At 53.9% G+C, this 20,807-nt stretch carries 15 protein-coding genes; 10 read left to right on the top strand and 5 right to left on the bottom strand.

Translation table 11 applies throughout. From position 1 onward, the window contains the following. The first annotated feature begins 16 nt into the window (after positions 1-16). Entirely contained in the window at positions 17-970 is a 954-nt protein-coding gene (locus Pr1d_RS23860; protein WP_148075873.1) for an alpha/beta hydrolase, read from the top strand. Between the two features lie 68 nt (positions 971-1,038). On the opposite strand, the gene Pr1d_RS23855 is transcribed toward Pr1d_RS23860, so the two are convergent. Then, complete coding sequence (locus tag Pr1d_RS23855) at positions 1,039-2,532, bottom strand: metallophosphoesterase family protein (RefSeq protein WP_148075872.1); 1,494 nt, start codon at positions 2,530-2,532, stop codon at positions 1,039-1,041. Positions 2,533-2,656: 124 nt separating this feature from the next. After that, positions 2,657-3,460 carry a DeoR/GlpR family DNA-binding transcription regulator gene (locus Pr1d_RS23850; protein ID WP_148075871.1) on the bottom strand — a complete coding sequence of 268 codons (804 nt, stop codon included), beginning with the start codon at positions 3,458-3,460 and terminating at the stop codon, positions 2,657-2,659. A gap of 117 nt (positions 3,461-3,577) precedes the next feature. On the opposite strand from Pr1d_RS23850, the gene Pr1d_RS23845 reads away from it, so the two are divergent. The 8 genes from Pr1d_RS23845 to Pr1d_RS23810 all read left to right on the top strand — a co-directional run bounded on the left by Pr1d_RS23845 (position 3,578) and on the right by Pr1d_RS23810 (position 15,525). Next, positions 3,578-5,770 carry a bifunctional rhamnulose-1-phosphate aldolase/short-chain dehydrogenase gene (locus Pr1d_RS23845; protein WP_148075870.1) on the top strand — a complete coding sequence of 731 codons (2,193 nt, stop codon included), beginning with the start codon at positions 3,578-3,580 and terminating at the stop codon, positions 5,768-5,770. A 15-nt stretch (positions 5,771-5,785) separates the two neighbouring features. Beyond that, positions 5,786-7,300: a rhamnulokinase gene (locus Pr1d_RS23840; RefSeq protein WP_148075869.1), complete on the top strand. Its 1,515-nt coding sequence runs from the start codon at positions 5,786-5,788 to the stop codon at positions 7,298-7,300. 2 nt (positions 7,301-7,302) lie between these two features. Continuing rightward, entirely contained in the window at positions 7,303-8,559 is a 1,257-nt protein-coding gene (locus Pr1d_RS23835; RefSeq protein ID WP_148075868.1) for an L-rhamnose isomerase, read from the top strand. A 66-nt stretch (positions 8,560-8,625) separates the two neighbouring features. Continuing rightward, a complete protein-coding gene (locus Pr1d_RS23830) occupies positions 8,626-10,047 on the top strand; it encodes a purine-cytosine permease family protein (protein ID WP_148075867.1) in 1,422 nt (473 codons plus the stop codon). Positions 10,048-10,092: 45 nt separating this feature from the next. Further along, positions 10,093-10,293 carry a hypothetical protein gene (locus tag Pr1d_RS23825; protein ID WP_148075866.1) on the top strand — a complete coding sequence of 67 codons (201 nt, stop codon included), beginning with the start codon at positions 10,093-10,095 and terminating at the stop codon, positions 10,291-10,293. 327 nt (positions 10,294-10,620) lie between these two features. Then, positions 10,621-10,965 carry a hypothetical protein gene (locus Pr1d_RS23820; protein WP_148075865.1) on the top strand — a complete coding sequence of 115 codons (345 nt, stop codon included), beginning with the start codon at positions 10,621-10,623 and terminating at the stop codon, positions 10,963-10,965. Between the two features lie 77 nt (positions 10,966-11,042). Beyond that, complete coding sequence (locus tag Pr1d_RS23815) at positions 11,043-13,364, top strand: heavy metal translocating P-type ATPase (RefSeq protein WP_148075864.1); 2,322 nt, start codon at positions 11,043-11,045, stop codon at positions 13,362-13,364. Between the two features lie 106 nt (positions 13,365-13,470). Continuing rightward, positions 13,471-15,525, top strand: coding sequence for a PEP/pyruvate-binding domain-containing protein (locus tag Pr1d_RS23810; RefSeq protein ID WP_148075863.1), 2,055 nt, complete (start codon positions 13,471-13,473; stop codon positions 15,523-15,525). 44 nt (positions 15,526-15,569) lie between these two features. Here the strand turns inward: Pr1d_RS23810 and Pr1d_RS23805 are convergent, their stop codons facing one another. Both Pr1d_RS23805 and Pr1d_RS23800 read right to left on the bottom strand, forming a co-directional pair. Then, entirely contained in the window at positions 15,570-16,010 is a 441-nt protein-coding gene (locus Pr1d_RS23805) for a ZIP family metal transporter (protein WP_148075862.1), read from the bottom strand. Positions 16,011-16,144: 134 nt separating this feature from the next. Beyond that, the gene (locus tag Pr1d_RS23800) at positions 16,145-16,564 is read right to left on the bottom strand and encodes an ester cyclase (RefSeq protein ID WP_168205457.1); all 420 of its coding nucleotides are present in this window, start codon (positions 16,562-16,564) and stop codon (positions 16,145-16,147) included. 441 nt (positions 16,565-17,005) lie between these two features. On the opposite strand from Pr1d_RS23800, the gene Pr1d_RS23795 reads away from it, so the two are divergent. Beyond that, positions 17,006-17,860 carry a transporter gene (locus tag Pr1d_RS23795; protein ID WP_148075860.1) on the top strand — a complete coding sequence of 285 codons (855 nt, stop codon included), beginning with the start codon at positions 17,006-17,008 and terminating at the stop codon, positions 17,858-17,860. Positions 17,861-18,488: 628 nt separating this feature from the next. Here the strand turns inward: Pr1d_RS23795 and Pr1d_RS23790 are convergent. After that, on the bottom strand, positions 18,489-20,807 hold the full coding sequence (locus Pr1d_RS23790) for an arylsulfatase (protein ID WP_148076514.1): 2,319 nt from the start codon (positions 20,805-20,807) through the stop codon (positions 18,489-18,491).

Raw genomic sequence — 20,807 nt, 5'->3', positions numbered from 1 at the left:
ATCAGAAGGAATCGCTATGTCTCGTTTATCATTTTATCTTTACCCTATTCTCTTGTTCGCTATGACTACATCATTTACGAACGGCCAGGAAGTCGCCACGCAACAAGTCATTGACTTGTGGAACGGCATTGCTCCTGGATCAGAAGATATCACTGACGTCGAACTAAGCGAAGAACGTGGCGAACCGGGCGTTCCAAATAGTTGGGTCACCCGCGTCAAGGTTCCTACGCTAACCGTGTTTCCTGCCAGCACCAAGGAAAAAGGCGAAACTGCGGTCATCATCTGCCCTGGTGGCGGGTATGGCGGACTTGCCTTCGACAAGGAAGGGACGGAAGTCGCCCAGTGGTTTGCCAAACGGGGAGTCACCGCGTTCGTCTTGAAGTATCGCCACGGTGGCGGGCCGCACCAGCATCCGGTGCCCTTGAGCGATGTTCAACGTGCCGTGCGGATAGTTCGCGAAAACGCAAGCGAATTTGGATACAATACAGATCGCATTGGAGTCATGGGGTTCTCTGCCGGGGGGCATTTGGCCTCATCGGTAGGAACACACTTCGACGGCGGGGACGCTAGCGCTGAGGATGCTATTGATCAGCAGTCGTGCCGCCCTGACTTCTTGATGCTTATCTATCCGGTGATTTCGTTGGATTCGGATATCACGCACGGCGGTTCGCGAAAGAATCTGCTAGGCGATCAGCCTACAACGGAGATGGTGGAGCTGATGTCGAACGATCTGCAAGTCACCGACGACACGCCGCCGACGTTTCTCGTACACGCTACAGACGATGGAGGTGTGCCGGTGGAAAACAGCCTACGGTTTTATCGTGCGCTAGTGAAACACAAGGTCCCTGCCGAGTTGCACGTTTTCGACGAAGGTGGCCATGGATTTGGAATGCGGCGGAAAGATAAACCTGTCGTCGAATGGCCGAATTTATTGGGGAACTGGCTGCAGAGTCGCGGATTGATCGAGTAAGAGAATTCGCCGAAACTGCGCACGGCTTGTTTATGGCCTACGAGAAAGGTGGTCCGAAACACAATGTCTTATCCCGCTGCTCGTATCCGCTCTATTGCACTCGGTGCCAGCGGCACTGCGAAATGCGGAGCGCGAATGGGAACACGTGGCGTCGAGATGGGTTCGCTGTTGGCGATAGGCTCGGGACCTGGATCGAAGCGCAGCATGTTGGGCGCCTGGGGATGAATTCCCAACGATCCGCTCCACGTTTCATAGGGCCGACCGCTGCGTTCGTCATCTTGGAAGAAAGCCAAATAGCTCATCGTGTCGGCGGCCATGAATTCGTGTTCGCGGGGTGCAAACTGGGTTTGGCTATAGACTCGCCGCCAGGTGCCGGCATTGAAATACGTTTGATGCAGCACGTAGCCGTCGGCAGAACTCGCATCTAGCGGTACGACCTCGGCTGCGTGCGTGTGGCCATAGACAATATGTCGAGCCCGTCGATTGCGAAAATCTTGCTCTGCCAGGGCATGCGAATAATACGAAGCGGAATTTGAGCCGCTCAACTCGGAGACTACTTGGGCGATCCAACTGGCCCAGTTCATCGAGAGCCGTCGGCTGAATTTTAATGCTTTCTCCAGCTTGTCGACGATGTCGACGGGGCTCCAGGTATCTCGCTGGCGGACGAATGGATGCTCGAGAAACTCGTCTGCCAGGGTATCCCAGATGCGTTTCACTTCTTTGCGATACGCTGGTTGGGGACAGCTTCGCTCCAAGAGCCCATCAATCCACACCGGAACCAACAACAGTGGACGAATGTTATCGATCTCACGAAGTCCCATAAGTGCCGTTTCCGGCAAGTCATTACCCAGTTGTTGCTCGACTTGTTTGCCGAAGCGATTTAGCAATTCGAGTACGATCACATCTCCCAGGCTGCTCGTGTCGCGATCTCCTTCGAAGTTGAAGGGATCGTAGATGTCGCCATGACGTGCGAAGACCTTGTGGCGGCGCATTACTTGCACCAATTCGTTGCTCTCCCACACCTCGTGTGGAAACGGGGCATCGGCGTAGGTGGCCAGCCCCATGTGGGAGGCAATCGCGCGGCGGAGTTGATTGTAGTCTTGACCCGACAGATGATAGGGCCAGTCGTGATTGCCAACCATATAATGGATGCGTACCGGCACCTGCAAAGATTCTCCTGCAGCGGGCCGACCGTTGGCCAGAGAACAAGGGACGCGCACCCCTTCCTCCGCAAGCTGCCGAAAAACGCGAAGGGAATCTGCATTCTGCCGGATGATATCACCCGTAATCTTGGAGACCATTTCGAAAAGCTGGGGCGACTTGGAATCGTCCCAGGGTCTAGCTGGACGATTGAGCCACTGGGTTGAGCGGATCACGTCAAGCACATCACCCAACAGGACCAGATCGATCTGCTGTATCGGCTTATAGTGGCCGTCGCGACGCTGTGATGCACTGAGCGCCAGGTCGGAGAGCCTATCGGCGAGCAAACGAAACGCCCCTGCCGAGATGGTCGTGCCACTCGTGCCATCGGTCAGGTGCAGATCGCTGATGATGACCAACATAGGATGCTCGCGCGCATTGAAATCGTAAAAAGAGATTATCGCTATTCCACTCCTTTTGATCGGAATGCTAGGCAGCGGAGATTGAGGATTAATCCGACTCTGCCTACGCTAGCATCGCTATCAATTACTGAGCGATGCGTTCTCTAAGCGAAACGACTTCCGTTTCGACTCCTGCCTGAGCAAGGGCATCCAGATAGACGGCGTCGGTTGCGTTGTCGGTGATCACGACGTCAGCACTTTGCAATTTGCCAGTGTAGGTCATCGAACGAACGCCGAACTTACTGTGGTCGGCCATCATGAAGACACGATCCGCGAGTTGCATTACCAGCCCCTTGATGGAGGCATGCGAAGTGGAGGCTTCGCTGAACCCCCGCTTCAAATCAATGCCTTTGGATGAGCAGAAGAACTTGTTGATCGAAAAACGCCTGATGGTTTCTTCGGCCACGGGGCCAAGCAAGCAAAAGGAGTTGGCCTCGAGTTCGCCGCCAGTAGAGATGACTTTGATTTGCGGACGGTCGGCCAAAAGCCGGACCGCGTCAAGGCTATAAGTAATGACCGTCAGTGGCATATCGGGTAGCAGACAAACCAATTCAAGCACTGTCGTAGAGGCATCGAAAGCGACAACATCGTGGGGCTCAATGTGGGATAGCGCCCGCTGCGCGATTTGCTGCTTCTCCGTGGAATGACTGCTCTTACGAACTGCCGAAGGGAGATCGAACCGCTCGCTGCGTACGCTTAAGGCTCCACCATGCGTGCGTGACAAATGGCCTTCTTCGCTGAGTTTGTCGAGATCGCGGCGAATAGTTTCCTCGGCGACGCCAAACCGCTCGGCCAGCGCCGCCACACGAACTGCCCCCTCTTGCTGCAATTCTGCGAGGATTTCGAGGCGTCGCTCTTTAGGAAGTGACAATATGTTGGTTTTTTTCATAAAATGTCACATTTTACCATGTATTTTTGCCATTAGATCCTTGACGACTTCTATTATAAGTGAGAATATGTGGTTTATCAACTATTTCTACTCCAGAAAATACACAAAAAGCCAATCATGTCTGCAACTGCTACTAAAGAAAACAAGGTCGACAATCTCTGGGATGATTCTGCCACGAAGGGACTCACTGGGGTCGAACGGCTCGTCTACCGTTCCAATTGCCTCGGTGCGGACCAACGCATCACTAATACGGGTGGAGGAAACACTTCTGCGAAGCTGCGCGAGATCGACCCGCTGACTGGCAAAGAGGTTGATGTCATGTGGGTCAAAGGTTCAGGGGGAGATCTGCGGACCAGCAAGCAAGAGAATTTCTCGTCTCTCTATTACTCCAAGTTGCTAGCGCTGCAGGAAATTTACGACAACCAGCCAGAGCGTGGGCCGAAGACTCCTGCGGAAGATGCCATGGTAGGCTACTTTCCCCATTGCACATTTAATCTAAATCCCCGCGCTAGTTCGATTGACACACCACTGCATGCGTTCTTGCCGGCCAAGCATATTGATCATATGCATCCCAACTCGGTGATTGCCATTGCTGCTAGTCGCCGTAGTGAGGAATTGACCAAAGAGATTTTTGGCGACAGCGTGGGTTGGGTCCCTTGGCTGCGACCCGGGTTTGAGCTTGGTTTGCTGATGCAACGCAAAGTCCAAGAAAATCCCTCGCTCGATGGCCTCGTCATGGGACAGCATGGGCTGATCAACTGGGCCGACGACGATCGCGAGTGCTACGAGTTGACTCTATCGCTGATCGACAAAGCCGCGGAGTACATCGAATCGAAAGACAAGGGCGAGGCGACCTTTGGCGGTCAGAAGTATGATTCATTGGGTGAGGAAGCACGTTACAAGATTCTCGTCGACTTATTGCCCTGGTTGCGAGGCCAGGTATGTCAGCAGAAGAAGTTCGTCGGTACCCTGCAGAGCGATCCAAAAATTCTGCGGTTTGTGAATTCCAATGATGCTGCACGTTTGGCGGAATTGGGCACGAGTTGCCCGGACCACTTCCTACGAACCAAAATCAAGCCACTCTATGTCGATTGGAATCCACAAGAGGAATCCACCGATGTACTCAAGGAAAAGCTCGCTGCGGGTCTTACTCAGTATCGTCAGGACTACAAAACTTACTACGAGACATGCAAGCACGAAAACTCGCCTGCGATGCGAGACCCCAACCCGACGGTCGTGCTTATCCCTGGCATCGGCATGATTGCCTGGGGCAAGAACAAGAGTGAATCACGCGTGACGGCTGAGTTTTACAACTGTGCCGTCGAAGTAATGCGTGGTGCCGAGGCGATGGACGAGTACATCGCCCTGCCCCAGCAAGAGGCCTTCGACATTGAATACTGGCTTCTGGAAGAAGCAAAGCTCAAGCGGATGCCGCCGGAGAAAGAGTTGGCGCGCAGCATCGTGTTGGTCGTGGGTGCTGGGTCAGGGATCGGCAAACAGGTGGCCCATCGCTTGGCCAAGGAAGGTGCCCACGTGGTGTGCGCTGACCTGAACGCCGAGATGGCACAAGCGACCGCCAATGAACTCACTGAGATTTATGGTCAAGGCATCGGCGTGGCTGGCACGGGGATCTCTGGGTGTGGGCCGGCAATTGGCGTTGGGGTGGACATCACCAACCGGGAGTCCATTCAAGCGGCCTTGCAGCAAACACTCTTGGCCTACGGTGGACTGGACAACATCGTCGTCACAGCAGGTGTGTTCTTGCCACCTAGCCGCGAAGGAAAACTTTCCGACAAGGCCTGGCAACTCACATTCGATGTCAATGTGCGAGGGAGCTACAACCTCGTCGATGAGGCCCGTCGCATCTTCGAGCAGCAAGGCCTGGAAGGCTCCATCGTGCTTACGACCAGTGTCAATGGTGCCGTATCGAAAAAGGGCTCGCTCGCTTATGACACATCCAAGGCCGCTGCCAATCACTTGGTGCGGGAATTGGCCATCGAGATGGCACCCTTGGTTCGAGTCAACGCCATCGCCCCTGCGACGGTAATCGAAGGCTCAACCATGTTCCCACGAGATAGGGTGATCGCCTCTCTGACCAAATATGAAATCCCTTTCGAGGAGTCGGATTCGGATAACCAACTGTGTAGCAAACTTGCCGATTTTTATGCCCAGCGAACTTTGACCAAGCGTCCGATTACCCCTGCGGATCAGGCGGAGGCGGCCTACTTTCTCCTGTCGCAAAAATCGAGTAAAACTACAGGGCAGATCATTAACGTCGACGGTGGTTTGCATGAAGCATTCCAGCGTTAAGAGACTCTTCGATTTATGTCGCTTGCCCATCTAGCTATTGACCTCGGTGCCAGTTCTGGTCGCGCGATTCTGGGTGTGTTGGAAGAGAGTCCGCTTAAGCTGCGGCTTGAGGAAGTTCATCGCTTCGAGCATTTTCCCTGCCCCACTCCGGTAGGCCCCGTGTGGGATCTCACGGGAATTTGGCTTCATATTCTCAACGGCATACGCGCAGCAACCACTTGGTGTTGTGAGAATGGAGTCGAACTCAAGAGTGTGGGCGTCGACACTTGGGGAGTTGACTGGACCCTTTTGGGAAAGAGCGGCGAGGTGCTGGGACTGCCCCATTGCTACCGCGATCCGCAAAACGAAGTGGCTTGTCAACGAGTGATCAAACAGCTTGGCGGATTTGAGAATCTCTATGAGCGGACTGGCATTCAGTTGATGCCGTTCAACACGCTTTTTCAGGTTGCAGCGCGCTTCGAGACTGAGCCAAGAATGTTCGACGCAGCCACGCGTCTGGTGTTTCTTCCCGATCTACTGCACTACTGGCTTTCAGGAGAACTCTCTACCGAACGGTCTATCGCCTCGACTAGCAGCATGTTGGATGTCAAATCGGGACAGTGGGACCTAAGGATGCTGGAGAAACTTGGGATACCAACTCATCTGCTAGGCCCGATCGTGGAACCAGGTACTGCGTTGGGAACGCTACGAGATGAGGTTGCCCAAGCGACGGGGGCGCCTACGACGGTTCAAGTAATCGCACCTGCGGCACATGATACGGGTTCGGCAGTGGCTGCGGTGCCGACCAGCGGTGATGCGAATTGGGCCTATCTTTCCAGCGGAACCTGGTCGTTACTGGGGGCTGAACTAGACAAACCGATCACTTCAGAAGCAGCACGTAGTGTACCGCTTACCAATGAGCGGGGTGTGAATGGTACGATTCGACTTCTCAAAAACATTGCCGGCCTGTGGTTAGTGCAAGAACTGCGGCGCGAACTGCAAGAACAAGGCCAACTAATTGATTTTGCCGATATGGTGCAGGAGGCTCGCCAGACTGAAGCGGGACGCACGATAGTCGATCCCAACCACGCAGAGTTCGCATCCCCCGACAACATGGCAGCGAAAATTCGTAGGTTCGCCAAAGAGTCGCAGCAACCTGAGCCGGAAACTACTGGACAACTCGTCCGGTGCTGTTTGGAAAGCCTGGCTCTCTGCTATCGAGCGACACTTGATCAGTTAGAATCGGTCCTCGGCAAATCAATTGGCGTGTTGCACATCGTTGGTGGTGGTACTCAGAACAACTTGCTCAATGAGTTCGCTGCGGCGGCGGTTGGACGACCGATTATTACAGGACCCATCGAAGCAACCGCGATTGGCAATTTACTCGTACAGGCGATGGGATGCGGTGAGTTATCCGATCTGACCGAGCTGCGACAGATTGTCGCCAACTCGTTTCCGCATAATACTGTCGATCCTGATTCAGCTACACATTGGGAAGAATCTCGCGGCAAGTTTGCTGAGCTAACCGCCTATCCGATTGAGGCTACTTGAATATGCCAAACATTGAACAAGCATACCAATTCGCTCGAGATCAGTACTCAGAATGGGGAGTCGACACCGAGAGCGCCATCAAGCAACTTGTTCGGATTCCGATCTCTATGCATTGCTGGCAAGGTGATGACGTCAGCGGATTTGAGAATCCTGACGGAGAATTGACAGGCGGTATCGCAGTCACGGGCAACTATCCGGGTAAGGCGCGCACGCCGGATCAATTGCGAGCCGACCTCGATCAGGCGATGGCTCTGATCCCCGGCGCGCACCGTTTGAATCTCCATGCGAGCTATGCCGACACCGGTGGCAAGAGAGTAGAACGGGATGAGTTGCAGCCTGAACATTTCCAGAGCTGGATTGATTGGGCTAAGCAAAAGGAAATCGGGCTCGACTTTAATCCCACGTTTTTTTCTCACCCGAAGTCCGCCGATGGGTTTACACTCTCGCACCAAGACAAAGGGATTCGCGAATTCTGGATTGAGCATGGGATCTGCTGCCGGCGAATCGCTGCCGCGATGGGCAAGGCTCTGCAGAATCCCTGCATCACAAACTTTTGGATGCCCGATGGCTCCAAAGACACGCCGATAGACCGCAAAGGCCCTCGCGAGCGCTTGGCCGCATCGCTGAACACGATTTTTGCTGAATCCATCGACCCTAAGCTCAACAAGGACGCCGTCGAATGCAAATTATTCGGGCTGGGATCGGAAAGCTATGTCGTAGGCTCGCATGAGTTTTATCTTGGTTATGCGGTTCGCAATAAGAAACTGCTCTGCCTCGATGCCGGTCACTTTCACCCGACGGAAGTCATTTCGGACAAGATTTCAGCCGTTCTCCAATGGGTCGATGAAATCCTGCTGCATGTGAGCCGTGGAGTCCGCTGGGACAGTGATCATGTTGTGACGTTCACCGACGAGCTGCAGGCGATCATGCAAGAAATCGTGCGAGGCGGATATCTCGAACGGGTACACATCGGGCTCGATTTCTTCGACGCGAGTATCAATCGAATTGCTGCGTGGGTCATAGGCACTCGGGCCACAAGTAGGGCTTTGCTACACGCGTTGCTAGAGCCCACTGCAATACTCCGCAAGTTTGAGGCGGAAGGCAATCTCACGGCGCGCCTGGCGTTGCTCGAAGAAATCAAGAATCTACCAGCAAATGCGGTTTGGGACTACTATTGCCAAAATAATGACGTACCTGTGGGGCGTGCGTGGCTTGATGAAGTCCAGACTTATGAGCAACAAATACTCAGCAAACGGTGAGCAGGGTTTGTTAAATGGTTCGATATTTAGCGACGTTCCGCTCACGATTTAGGCGAAAGACATAATATGGCGGATGATCAATCGCAACCTACTGGGGAATTTGAACGCGAGCCGGTGACTCAACGTTCTCTGTTGGGGTTCAAGAGTTTTATTGGAATGTACGCCGGCGAACATTGTGCTGGCACAGAACTGATGCTTGGTCCACTCTTCGTGGCGGCGGGGGTTAGTGCCTATGATCTCATCGTGGGTTTGCTTCTGGGGAATGCACTAGCCGTACTGAGCTGGACGTTGCTCACGGCACCTATTGCCGTGCGGGCACGCTTGACGCTCTATTACCAACTCGAAAAGATCTGCGGACGAAAACTCGTCACGCTCTATAACCTGGCCAACGGCGTGATGTTCTGCTTCCTAGCCGGGTCGATGATAACCGTCTCTGCAACGGCCTTGGGCGTATGGTTTGATTTTCCTATGCCGGGGCTAAATGATGTTTATCCCAATAGCGTTGGTTGGGTGTTGGCCGTGCTCGCTATTGGAACGGCAATATCGATCGTAGCTGCGTATGGCTATGAGATGGTATCGCGTATCGCCAATATTGCCGCCCCTTGGATGGTGTTAGTATTCTTGGCATTTGGACTCGTCGGCCTCAAAGAATTTATCGACGTCAACAACTCTCAGATCAATTCGCTCAGCGACCTCTGGCACCTGGCACAAACTTCGATCTGGAAAGGGGGCGAACCCCTGGAAGGCCAAGTAAAATTTACCTTTTGGTACGTGACTTTCTTTGCCTGGTTCTGCAACATGGCTATGCACATTGGCATGAGCGATCTCTCAGTGTTTCGATTTGCCAAATATTCTTGGTATGGAATCGCTACCGCTGCGGGCATGTATGTCGGCCACTTCATGGCCTGGATTTCCGCGTCGATGCTTTATGCCTTGCAGCTTCATAATGACCCTGTTAATACCGATGTTCTGCCGGGGCCGTTAGCCTACAAGGCCTGCGGCATTGCGGGATTGATTTGTGTGATCATCGCGGGTTGGACCACCGCCAATCCGACGATCTATCGGGCTGGTCTCGCGTTTCAAGCCATTGTGCCGAATAAGTCGCGCTTCGCCGTCACCTTGTTCACAGGCGCTGTCGCCACTATAGCGGGAATGTTCCCGGCAATCGCCATGCAGCTTTTGGGATTTGTTGCTTTGTATGGTTTGCTACTCATGCCTATGGGAGCTGTCGTGTTTGCCGACTTCTGGCTGCTCAAGCGATTAGGATTGCAACCCTACTATGCGGATCACCGTGGATTGTCATTCAACTGGGCCGCAGGGCTAACTTGGTTCATTACCCTTGGTATCTGTCTGGGTCTAGTGAAATCGGGCATCAAGATCAACGGCTTTGAACCTTTTCAGATCTGGTTCGTGGCTCTACCGGGTTGGTTTATCGCAACAGCCATGTACATCGCCCTTAGCAAGTTTTACCAGCAACGTACTACCTAACCCTAGTCGGACTGCAACGCAGTCCGGGATCGATCGAGTGAAACCATGAGAAAACTCCTCCAACTCGTATCTGCTGCGGCCCTCATCGCCACGATTGTACCATCGGTCATGTTCCTAACCGGTTCGCTAGATCTATCCCAAACGAAGCTGGCCATGCTGATCGCTACCATCGTGTGGTTCATTGCCACGCCACTCTGGATGGGGCAGCCGCCAGAGCAACTCGAACACGAAGAAGTCGTGCTATAGAGATTGGTGGTTATTAGTAGCCGTCGCCGGAAGTTCTTCTCTTTGGCCTCTATATTCACTGTCAAATAGTTCTTACGGGCACGTTGCACCCTGCTGGACATGCGTACTTCAAGGGAAGAACGCCGTGAAGACAAGATAGTGCACGATAGTGTAGAATGAATCTTGTCAGAGGGAATGAGGGAGCTTCACGCCGCTTCCGTCCATCTGGGCAAGTACATTGATTGATCGGTTCTCAACAACACCATTGCAATCAAAAGCCAAGACTGGCCGAAGACTACAGGCGCCCAGAACTAAGAACAATTAACATTTAGCCGTCAGAAGTGATTCATGTCCGTTACGTCAACTCGCGCTCAAGCCATTGCTCACATTCTTTGGGAACTTAAGAAAGCAGAAAAGCTGGCAACCTTGTCCTCGATTGCCACTCGTGCTGGATTCTCGCCAGGTGTCAACGGTCGGACTGTCAGCACATCGTTGAAAACGGTTCGTCGCGACTGGCCGCAATTGCAATGGTGGCGGGCCGTTGCTGACAACGGCCAGGTCGATGAAGAGCAACAATCCTTTTTGGCGGAGGCCGGCTTTGAATCGGAACCAGCCGAGGATGGTGGTGCCGCAATCAAATCATTCGAATCGCATCTGATGACTTGGGAAGAACCGAGTGAAGTTGTGGAGTGATGAGGTCCACAACATCGCTGATTCTATGCGAGGGCTATTAAATACTCCTTATTACAAATCTCTGGAGTAATAAACCCATGGACCAGGCAACCGATCCGATTTGTGGGATGCAGGTCGATACTGAGACGGCTCTCTCGCTGACCGAGGACGGCACGACGCATTACTTCTGCAGCGCCGGCTGTCGCGATCGCTTTGCCAAGCAGCATGCGACAGACCAACAGAGCGACGAACATTCCTGTTGTCACGATAAACCACAACAGCGCGACGCTGCCACCCAGGGCAACAATACTCGACTTTACACTTGTCCCATGCATCCCGAGATCGAGCAGGTCGGGCCGGGGAGTTGCCCCAAGTGTGGGATGGACCTGGAGCCAAAGACCGTCTCAGCTGAGGAGGAAGAGGACGGGACGGCGGACGATATGTCGCGGCGATTTTGGGTCGGTGTAGCGCTGAGTGTGCCGCTCTTGATTCTGACCATGGGGCCAATGGTGGGGCTCAGAATGGATCCTTGGCTGTCGGCCACAGCTGCCGGTTGGCTGCAATTGACGCTCGCATCACCTGTGGTTTTATGGTGTGGTTGGCCGCTGCTGGTGCGTGGTTGGCAATCGATTGTGCATCGCAGTCCTAACATGTTTACGCTCATCGCGATCGGCACACTCACAGCGTTTGCTTTCAGCTTGGTGGCCGTGATGCTGCCTTCGTTGATCCCGGCTGCGTTTTATGAGCATGATCGACCTCCGCTTTATTTTGAAGCAGCGGCAGTCATCATTACACTTGTCCTCTTGGGGCAAGTGCTCGAACTGCGAGCGCGCAAGCGCACAAGCGGAGCTATTCGGGAGCTGATGCAACTCGCGCCGAAAACTGCCCATCGCGTAACGGACGGCGGCGAACAAGATGTGCCTCTCGATCAGATTCAGGTCGGCGATTCTCTCCGAGTCCGTCCAGGCGAAAAAACGCCTGTCGATGGAGTCGTGCGCGAAGGGGAAAGCACCGTCGACGAGGCAATGCTTACCGGGGAGCCGTTGCCAGTGGAAAAGCGACTGGGCGACAAGGTTTCCGCGGGCACACTCAATCAGACGGGAACTCTTCTCATCGAAGCCCAGCAGGTGGGAGCGGGGACAGTGCTGGGCCGAATCGTCGACATGGTTGCGGCTGCGCAACGGAGTCGCGCGCCGATTCAGCGTTTGGTGGATGTCGTTGCAGCCTGGTTTGTGCCGGCGGTGATTGTCGCGGCACTGGTTGCCTTTGGAGTCTGGGCGATCATCGGCCCCGAGCCGCGACTTGCGCATGCGTTGTTGGCTGCCGTGTCGGTGCTGATCATCGCCTGCCCGTGCGCGCTGGGACTGGCAACGCCGATGTCTATCATGGTAGGCATCGGTCGGGGTGCCCGAGATGGCGTGTTGATCAAGGACGCCCAAGTACTCGAAACGATGGAAAAGGTTGATACGATTATCGTTGACAAGACGGGTACGCTCACCGAAGGCCGTCCGCGGGTGGTCGATGTCGTTACGGTGGAAAGCAGTAGCAAAGATGAATTGCTGGCGCTCGCCGCCGCCGCGGAAGGTGCGAGTGAACACCCGTTGGCACGGGCGATCGTAGATGCAGCTGGCGAGCGAAATCTACAAATTGACGAGGCCTCCGATTTCCAGAGCACCACCGGTGGCGGCATCGAAGCGAAAGTAGGTGGTCGCCTCGTGTTGGTTGGAAAACACGATTATCTAGCGAACTCCAGTGTGCCGATTCCCCAGTCGATCACGGAGAGAAGCACTGAATTACAGTCAACGGGTCGCACGGTAGTATATGTGGCAGCGGACAAGAACCTGCTTGGCGTAATCGCAATTGCCGATCCGATCAAAGAGACAACACCAGACACTATCAAGAAGCTCCACAAGCTTGGGTTGAACCTAGTGATGCTCACTGGCGATGCCCAGGCCACAGCTCAAGCCGTCGCCAACGAACTTGGAATTGACGATTTCAAGGCCGGAGTTTCGCCGGAGGACAAACACGACTTTGTCCAGCAACTTCGCCAGCAAGGAAAGATTGTTGCGATGGCTGGGGATGGCATCAACGATGCCCCTGCCCTGGCGGCGGCGGATGTGGGAATTGCCATGGGGACCGGCAGCGACGTGGCCATCGAGTCTGCCGGGGTTACACTCGTGGGGGGCGATCTCAGCGGAGTCGTCAAAGCGGCCTCATTGAGCCGAGCAACGATGAGCAACATCCGCCAGAATCTCTTCTTCGCGTTTGGCTACAACGCCATCGGTATCCCTATCGCCGCTGGAGTGCTTTACCCTGCATTTGGTTGGCTACTAAGCCCTATGATCGCCGCCGCGGCGATGAGTCTCAGCAGCGTCTCGGTGATCGGTAATGCGCTGCGTTTGCGCTCGGTGAAGCTTTAAATGGTACACACGCTTCGTGGTCGTGTTCCACTTAATACATTATGCTATCCTGTGTTCGCATTCTGGGTTTAAAATATCATTAATACTTTTCAACGAGGCGAATTCTATGCCATCGCCCTACACACTCCGACTCGATGAAATTGACGGCAGCAAGGTAGCGCTCTGTGGAGGTAAGGGTGCTTCATTAGGTGAGCTTGTGCATGTTGGTATGCGGGTGCCGAAAGGTTTTGTCGTTACGCGCCCGGCATTTGATACTTTTATGGCGATGGCTGATCCGAACGGTCAAGTCGCTCGCTGGCTGGCCGATGTCGACACTGGAAAAATACCGGTTGCGGAAGCAGCGCAGGCGATTGTTGAGTTGCTTAGCAGTGCGACGATTCCAGCAGAAATCAGCTCGGCGATCATAGCAGGCGTTAACTATCTTGATGTTCTCAGCGTTTCGGTACGCTCGAGTGCGACTTGTGAAGACGGCACCGCCAATGCTTGGGCGGGTCAACTCGATACGTTCCTTGACGTTGCCCCCGAGAATATCGAGTCGCAAGTGCTGGCCTGTTGGCTTTCCATTTTTCGAGCCCCCGCGTTGGCCTATGGAGCGGCGCACGGCTACGGTGCCGGCCAATTCGGCGTGGCGGTTGTTGTGCAAGAGATGATTTCTAGCGAAGTCTCCGGCATCGGTTTCTCGGTTCATCCAGTCACTCAAGAACCTGATCTGCGACTCATTGAGGCCTGTTTTGGACTGGGGGAGGCGATAGTATCGGGCAAGATAATGCCAGACCAGTATGTGGTTCGGCGCGGCGCACAAGAAATCGTCGAGAGTACTCGGGGCAAGCAGCGCCAAGGATTGTTTCTCGAACATGGCCAACCTGAGCCACAGTGGCGCGAACTTGGTGAACGTGGCGGCGAGCCCAAAATGAGCGGCGAGCAGGTGCTTGAGTATGCCATGCTGTTGGATCGAATCGAAGACCACTACGGCATGCCCATGGACACAGAGTGGGCATTGACGGATGACACGTTTCATCTTCTGCAAGCTCGTCCAATTACGACACTCGCGCAGGAATATCGTGATCCAATTGTCGATCATTCCGAGCCCTGGATGCCGTTTGTGCGGCGGCCACTATCGCTACTCGAGGCCTCGATCATCAGCCATTGGCTCGACAGCCGTCACGCGGGTGAAGATTTCGGCTTTCATTGCGATCGATTCTTGTCGATTCAAGATGCGGCCGGAATGACCACGATGTTTCCTCCGAAAGTAAGCTTCGAAGCAGTCCTCGATCATATTCGTCAGCTTGATCGTACGGATCGAAATCAGTTGATCGCTTTCTTGGAACGCGGCCGTGAGATTTATCGGCGCGGCTTCGAGCGGATCGAACGAGGGGAGGGCTTCAGCAATCTAGATGAGGCAATCGAACACTTTATCGAAGTGGGGCGCTACACCACGAGTTTACCGGCTTCAACCTTAATTGCTCTGGAACAAGGCCACATCGACGACCCGCGCGTCCGCGAGTTGGCTGAGGAACTCCGATCGCATTCGTTGTATCCTCGCTTCTTGAGTCGACTAATTGAACCGATTGTGAAAGACTTGGCAGATCGCCTGGGTTTCTCAGAGCCCGATCGTGCTCCCGAACTTGTCACCTGGCGAGAGTTGCATCAAAACAGCATCAACCGCGAAACACTGGAGAATCGCCTCGAACAGGTTATTGCCGGTCGACTGTTTGTTTATCAGATGCTTGGTGACGAGGAGCGAGTGGATTTCGTCACGGAAACGGGCTACCTACTTATGCGCGAAATGGGTCAGCGGCAGATTATCCCGCCGGACGATCCTGACCGAATTGCCGGTCAGGCCGCTTGGCCAGGTGTGCATCGTGGCCGGGCGCGAGTGGTGCTGACATCCGAACCCGACGGGATCGAACTCAATGACGGTGAGGTACTTGTCTCGATCCAGTCGAATCCTAATCTCATGCCGCTCCTTCGGCATGCAGGCGCCATTGTCACGGATGATGGAGGAGTCGCCTGCCACGCCGGCATCATCTGCCGCGAACTCAAGATTCCGACAATCATTGGTACAGGGCGAGCTACCTCGGCGATTCACGATGGGGACTTGGTCGAAGTGGACGCTACGCAGCAGTTGGTACGCATATTGGAACGGGCGAGGATAGGATAGTCTTGAAGAGCATCATATAGCTCGGCTTTCGCAATCCACGCATGTCAAGTTCCGTTCGGACGCGCCAGACAACTGCACGAGCACCTTTGCGCAACACCCAAGAAAAAAGAGGGGGCAGCAATCATGCTAGTCATGATCAGAGGGATTATCGCCGGTATCCTCACACTTGTCTCTGCCGACAGGGTGTGACCTACCAAGTGACCCATCAAATGTTCGAGTGCCAGCAAGACGAGGAACGCCAAGATCGCTATCACCGACGCAATGGGGTACTCAAGATCAGGCAACACTTGCCGAAACACCGCAAACGATGACGGAAGTAGCATCGTCAGCGCAAGGGCCAGGAAAACCCCGGATGAAAAGGCTTCGCCATTGGGAAATCCTTGCGGACCGCGCGCCTGATCGGGTCTGGCCAATGGCAGATAACCACCGGCAAAGGCGCACAACAAGATCACAAATAGATACGCCCATTGAACGGGAGTCAACATATCTCTACGAGCCTGGCGAGAGCAACATTCTATTAAAGCTGCTTAAGGATTGAAACGATCTCGATGGACATCAGAAATACTATCCCGATTCTTTGAAGATCACTTACTGAATTATCAAACTCAAGCTGAGGTCGTCACTTGATTACACCCAAGCCTTCGAGAAAACTGAATTTATCCCAATCGACCCAACTCTCGACGAGTTGGTCTCCTTCGTAGCGATCGGTGTGGACACCGGTCCACGTCGTTGTCTTGCCAGTTGCCTCAAGCGCCCCAAAGGTTCCCGTGTGCTTGCCCGTCATTCGCCAGCGGGAGCAAACGAAGTCTCCTTCTGCCACTTGCTGGAGTACTTCCATGTTCACGTCGGAAAAGCCCTGATGAAAGTCGGTGACCAAACCTTTCCATTCCGCCAGCAATTTGCTGGAAGTGCCCCCCGCCGCATCGGGCATCTGATGATTGACATAAGCAGCCGAGAGATGGTCGTCGGCTTTGTGAACGGAGTTATCGCCCCACAATTCGAGGAGTTGCTTTGATGTCGCTTTCTGGTCGATAGCCATGAGAGTCTCCTTTATGTTGAGTTGTTGGCCTCCAAACTTCCGGTCGATCGCATACCATAATCGACCCGCGGCATGCAGGCCACACACGCCCTGTCCGGATCGCGTCGTGGATTTTCTCGCCGAACTCGAGTGATAATTGTGACTGCACTGGCGAATTCGACGAGAGACAAAAATCGATTTTCGCATGATTTTTGGCTTTGTGAAGTCCTTGGAAACACTGAGCAGATTATCTGCTATCCGACAAAGCTCAGATCATGGCTTAGACCTTGCTACAGCATGGATTTGCGATTCACGAGGATTACTTCCACCGGCCAAGAAAGTGATACTCGATTGTGCTTTGGAAGTTGGGACAGGTAATAGTTAAGTCCGGTACTGCACATCGTCGATGACGAAAGATACGCCGGTAACTCTCTACCCCGCCAACTGCCGACGGAAGGCCCCATGTCGATGCTAGCACTACGCCCGTTCCTCTCGCTACTGATAGTGGCAATAGTCTTGGGTAGCTCAGCGCGCGGCCAGGGAATCTTAGGATTTCCTTTTGGTGGTTTTGAGGGGGAAGAATCTGAGGAAGCAGGCGAGATCGAGACTGATCGCGACTCTTTCACTCCTGCAACGACGACCGCTGGCAGCGGGCTCACGATATTCGAGGCAGCGTATTCGTTTATCGACAACCGCTCTGTTCCAGAAACGCATAGCTATCCCGAATTCGTCGCGCGTCGAGGTATTGGGGACTGGTTCGAACTGCGACTGGGATGGAACTACGAAGTTGGCGGTGCTGGGAGCCCGGTCTCGGGAAATGTACCCAGCGATTTTGGCGAGGACGGAGAATTAGAACGGGCGTCTCGGTTGTTGTATGGCTTTAAAGCGCGAGTGACCAAACAAGGGGAATGGCTGCCTGAGAGTGCCGTCATCTTGCAGGGATTTACCCCAACCAGCGGTGAATCGAACGATACAGACATGTCGGCGACTTACGTCTGGGGTTGGACCTTACCCTGTGAAGCAGTTTGTGACTCGGCCATCCGCTACAGTACGAGCAGTCAGGAAGAAGACGATTTCAATGTGTGGGCCCCTTCGACCGTTGTGAAAATCCCCGTCGGCGAAAGCTGGAAGGTGCATGCGGAGTACTTTGGCATTTTCTCTCAGGGTCGTGAGGACGAGACGACTCAACATTTCTTTAGCCCGGGTGCGCATTACTTGATCAACCCGAATCTGGAAGTGGGTGTGCGCGTGGGTTGGGGTCTCAACGATGAGGCTCCAAATTTCTTCTCCAACGCGGGTTTTGGCTGGCGGTACTAGGGCATGCCTTCCATAGTTATCGGCGCCGTTGTTCGTCTTTAGGAAGACGAACCAGCAGACGCTGATTCCTCCTGATTATCGTTCGCTAGTTGTCGTTGCGTGGGCGGTGGAAAGCTCACGATTCTTTCTAGATCCTGCGCACTGCAGGAAGCGATTTGCCCCCACACATTTTGTCGAAAACTTTTTCTACAAAACAAAACCCCCTCTCATTCTGTCGGTCCGTTGGGCTTCAACTCATTGGCCGATCAATACTTACACAAATCACGTTGCCTCGGGAGCGGCGAGGTTTTGTAAATAAAACCCCTCCAAACTGGCCGCTACTTGGTCGTCCAATCCGTCAAATTTATTGAGCGCGCAGACCTAGCGCGAGCAAACCTGCAGTACTTTGCGGGCGCTGGCGAGTTCCGGTGACACGTCGCACGCTCCATTATCAAGATTCCGGGGAGAACTTCCACAACTTTTCTTGGGCCAAACGGAAAACAGCCGCGCAGCGACCTTTGGCCAGCCGCGAACGTTAGTGACCGGAATACGCGCAAGTCAGACGTGGCTTGAGATAGGGGGTTGGGAGTCGTTTTCGATCAAAGACTCTTGACGCTTTTGAATTACGAGAGCATTCATTGCATGACCGTTACTTCGAGAGCTCAAACTTGATCTCATCTATGGTGCCCGTGAACTCGAAGTCCCCCTTGTCTTTGTAGGTGGGTACAATCGAAGTAATCGAATCCCGACCCACTTCAAATGGTTCGAGCCCACCACTGCGGAATCCGACCCGTTTAATCTGGCCTTCTCCGGCAGGTTGGCCGTTGACAAAGAGTCGCAGCTTACCACCCTTTTCCATTGGGCCAACTGCCTCGTACTCAGATTTGATCGTGACTTTGCCTGTGGGAAGTTCCATCGTGCCGTCGACTTGTGAATTGGCCAGGTCGAAGAACGTGTACGCAAAATGCGGCTTGTTGTCCTGAATATAGAGAGTCCAGCCAGAGGAGTAGCCGCCGCAGCAAGCGATCACGCCTTCCGCTCCTGCTTCGGGAACTTGCACTTCCGCAGTAATAGTGTGAGATGATGGAAAGATCAATGGGCTGACCGGTTCTGGTAACCTCACGCGATTGCCGTAGTAGGTCCAGTCGGACTTCGGTTCACCTTCCAGGCGGTTACGCGGATCCATACGTTCCGCCATTCTTGGATCGAGCGGCAGCACGTCGTATTTTTCGGCCTCGACGAGAAACTCTGCTTGCAACTCCTTGAGCTTCTCCGGCTCTTGGGCGGAGAGGTCGTTGGCCTGGGAAAAGTCTTCGTCCACGTTGTACAACTCCCAAGGTGAGTCAAGGAAATCACCCTCTTTACCGGCAGTTGTCCATGGTACGCCAAAGCGGCTGCAGGCAAGCCAACCCTCTTTGTAAAGAGCACGATTCGTCATCATTTCAAAGTATTGCGTGGTCCGCCGATCTTTGGCGTTCGCATCATCGAAGCTATAGCGCATGCTTATTCCTTCAAGCGGCTTTTGTTTGATACCATTGACTTCGTCAGGGACGGTAATTTCGCATGCTTCGAGAATCGTAGGGACGACATCGATGATGTGGTGGAATTGCGAGCGCTGTTCTCCCTTGGCTTTGATCCCCTTGGGCCAATGGACGACCAGCGGATTTCTCGTACCGCCGAAATGGCTGGCAACTTGCTTAGTCCATTGGAAAGGAGAATCCATCGCCCATGCCCACCCAACCGGTACGTGGGGTTCGCTCGTAGGTCCACCGATCTCGTCAATGCGCTTGATTGTGCTCTGAAGTCCCAATTGCACACCCATGAGACTGGCCAACTCGCTAAAAGTACCTTCAAGTCCTCCTTCAGCGCTTGCACCGTTGTCCCCGACGATGTAGATAACAAGCGTATTATCCAGTTCACCTGATTGCTCCAGGCTGTCAATTAAACGCCCCACATGGTGATCTGTGTGTGCCATAAATCCGGCATAATTTTCCATCAGCCGAATGAATACTTTTTTCGCATCGTCGGATTGCTCCTTCCACGCAGGGAGTTCCTTGGGGCGTGGTGTGAGTTTCGCATCGGCAGGAATTACGCCCATCTTTTTCTGATTTTCGAACGTGAGCTCTCGTTGGCGATCCCAACCGTGGTCGAACTGACCTGAGAATTTCTCACGCCATTCGGCAGGCACCTGATGAGGAGCGTGAACAGCCCCGGTGGAAAAATAGGCGAACCAAGGTTTCTCGCGATCAGCAGCCCGCACGTTCCTAGTCCATTCAATCGCTTCGTCGGTCATGTCGGCAGTGAAGTGATACCCTTGCTCGTAAGTCTTAGGTGGTGCAACCGGCGTCGTATTCCGATAGAGCGTAGGGTGATACTGATCTGCTTCCCCCTGATTGAATCCGTAGAAATAATCAAAGCCAAGTCCCGTCGGCCAGCGATCGAAGGGACCCGCGGGGCTAATCTCCATTTCTGGGGTGTTGTGCCACTTGCCGAACATTGCCGTGGCATAGCCGTTGTCTTTTAAGGTCTTGGAGACAGGCGCGGTGCTTAGAGGGATGATCCCCGTATAGCCAGGATAGCCTGTGCCCATTTCAATGATGACGCCTGTCCCGCAACTATGGTGGTTCCGACCGGTCAGCAAGGCAGCACGCGAGGGGGAACACAAAGCCGTCGTGTGGAATCGGTTGTACTTCAATCCGTTCGCCGAGAGCTTTTCGAGGTTCGGCGTCGGCACAGGCCCGCCAAAAGTACTGCACATACCGAAGCCTACGTCGTCGAGCAGAATGATCAGAACGTTGGGACTGCCCTTGGGTGCCCTGACTGGCGCTGGATAACTTGGCGTCGATTCCTTATAGGTCTCGCCGATTTTGCCTTTGAACTCGGGATCGCGCTGGGGGAGTTGAGATTGAGCGTAACAGGGACATGCGATCACCACAGTAAGAATTGCGAGAGCATGACAAGCCTTCAT

The sequence above is a fragment of the Bythopirellula goksoeyrii genome, assembly GCF_008065115.1.
Taxonomy (GTDB): domain Bacteria; phylum Planctomycetota; class Planctomycetia; order Pirellulales; family Lacipirellulaceae; genus Bythopirellula; species Bythopirellula goksoeyrii.
The sequence above is the reverse complement of the archived record's forward strand: the minus strand, read 5'-3'. Positions and strand labels throughout refer to the sequence as shown.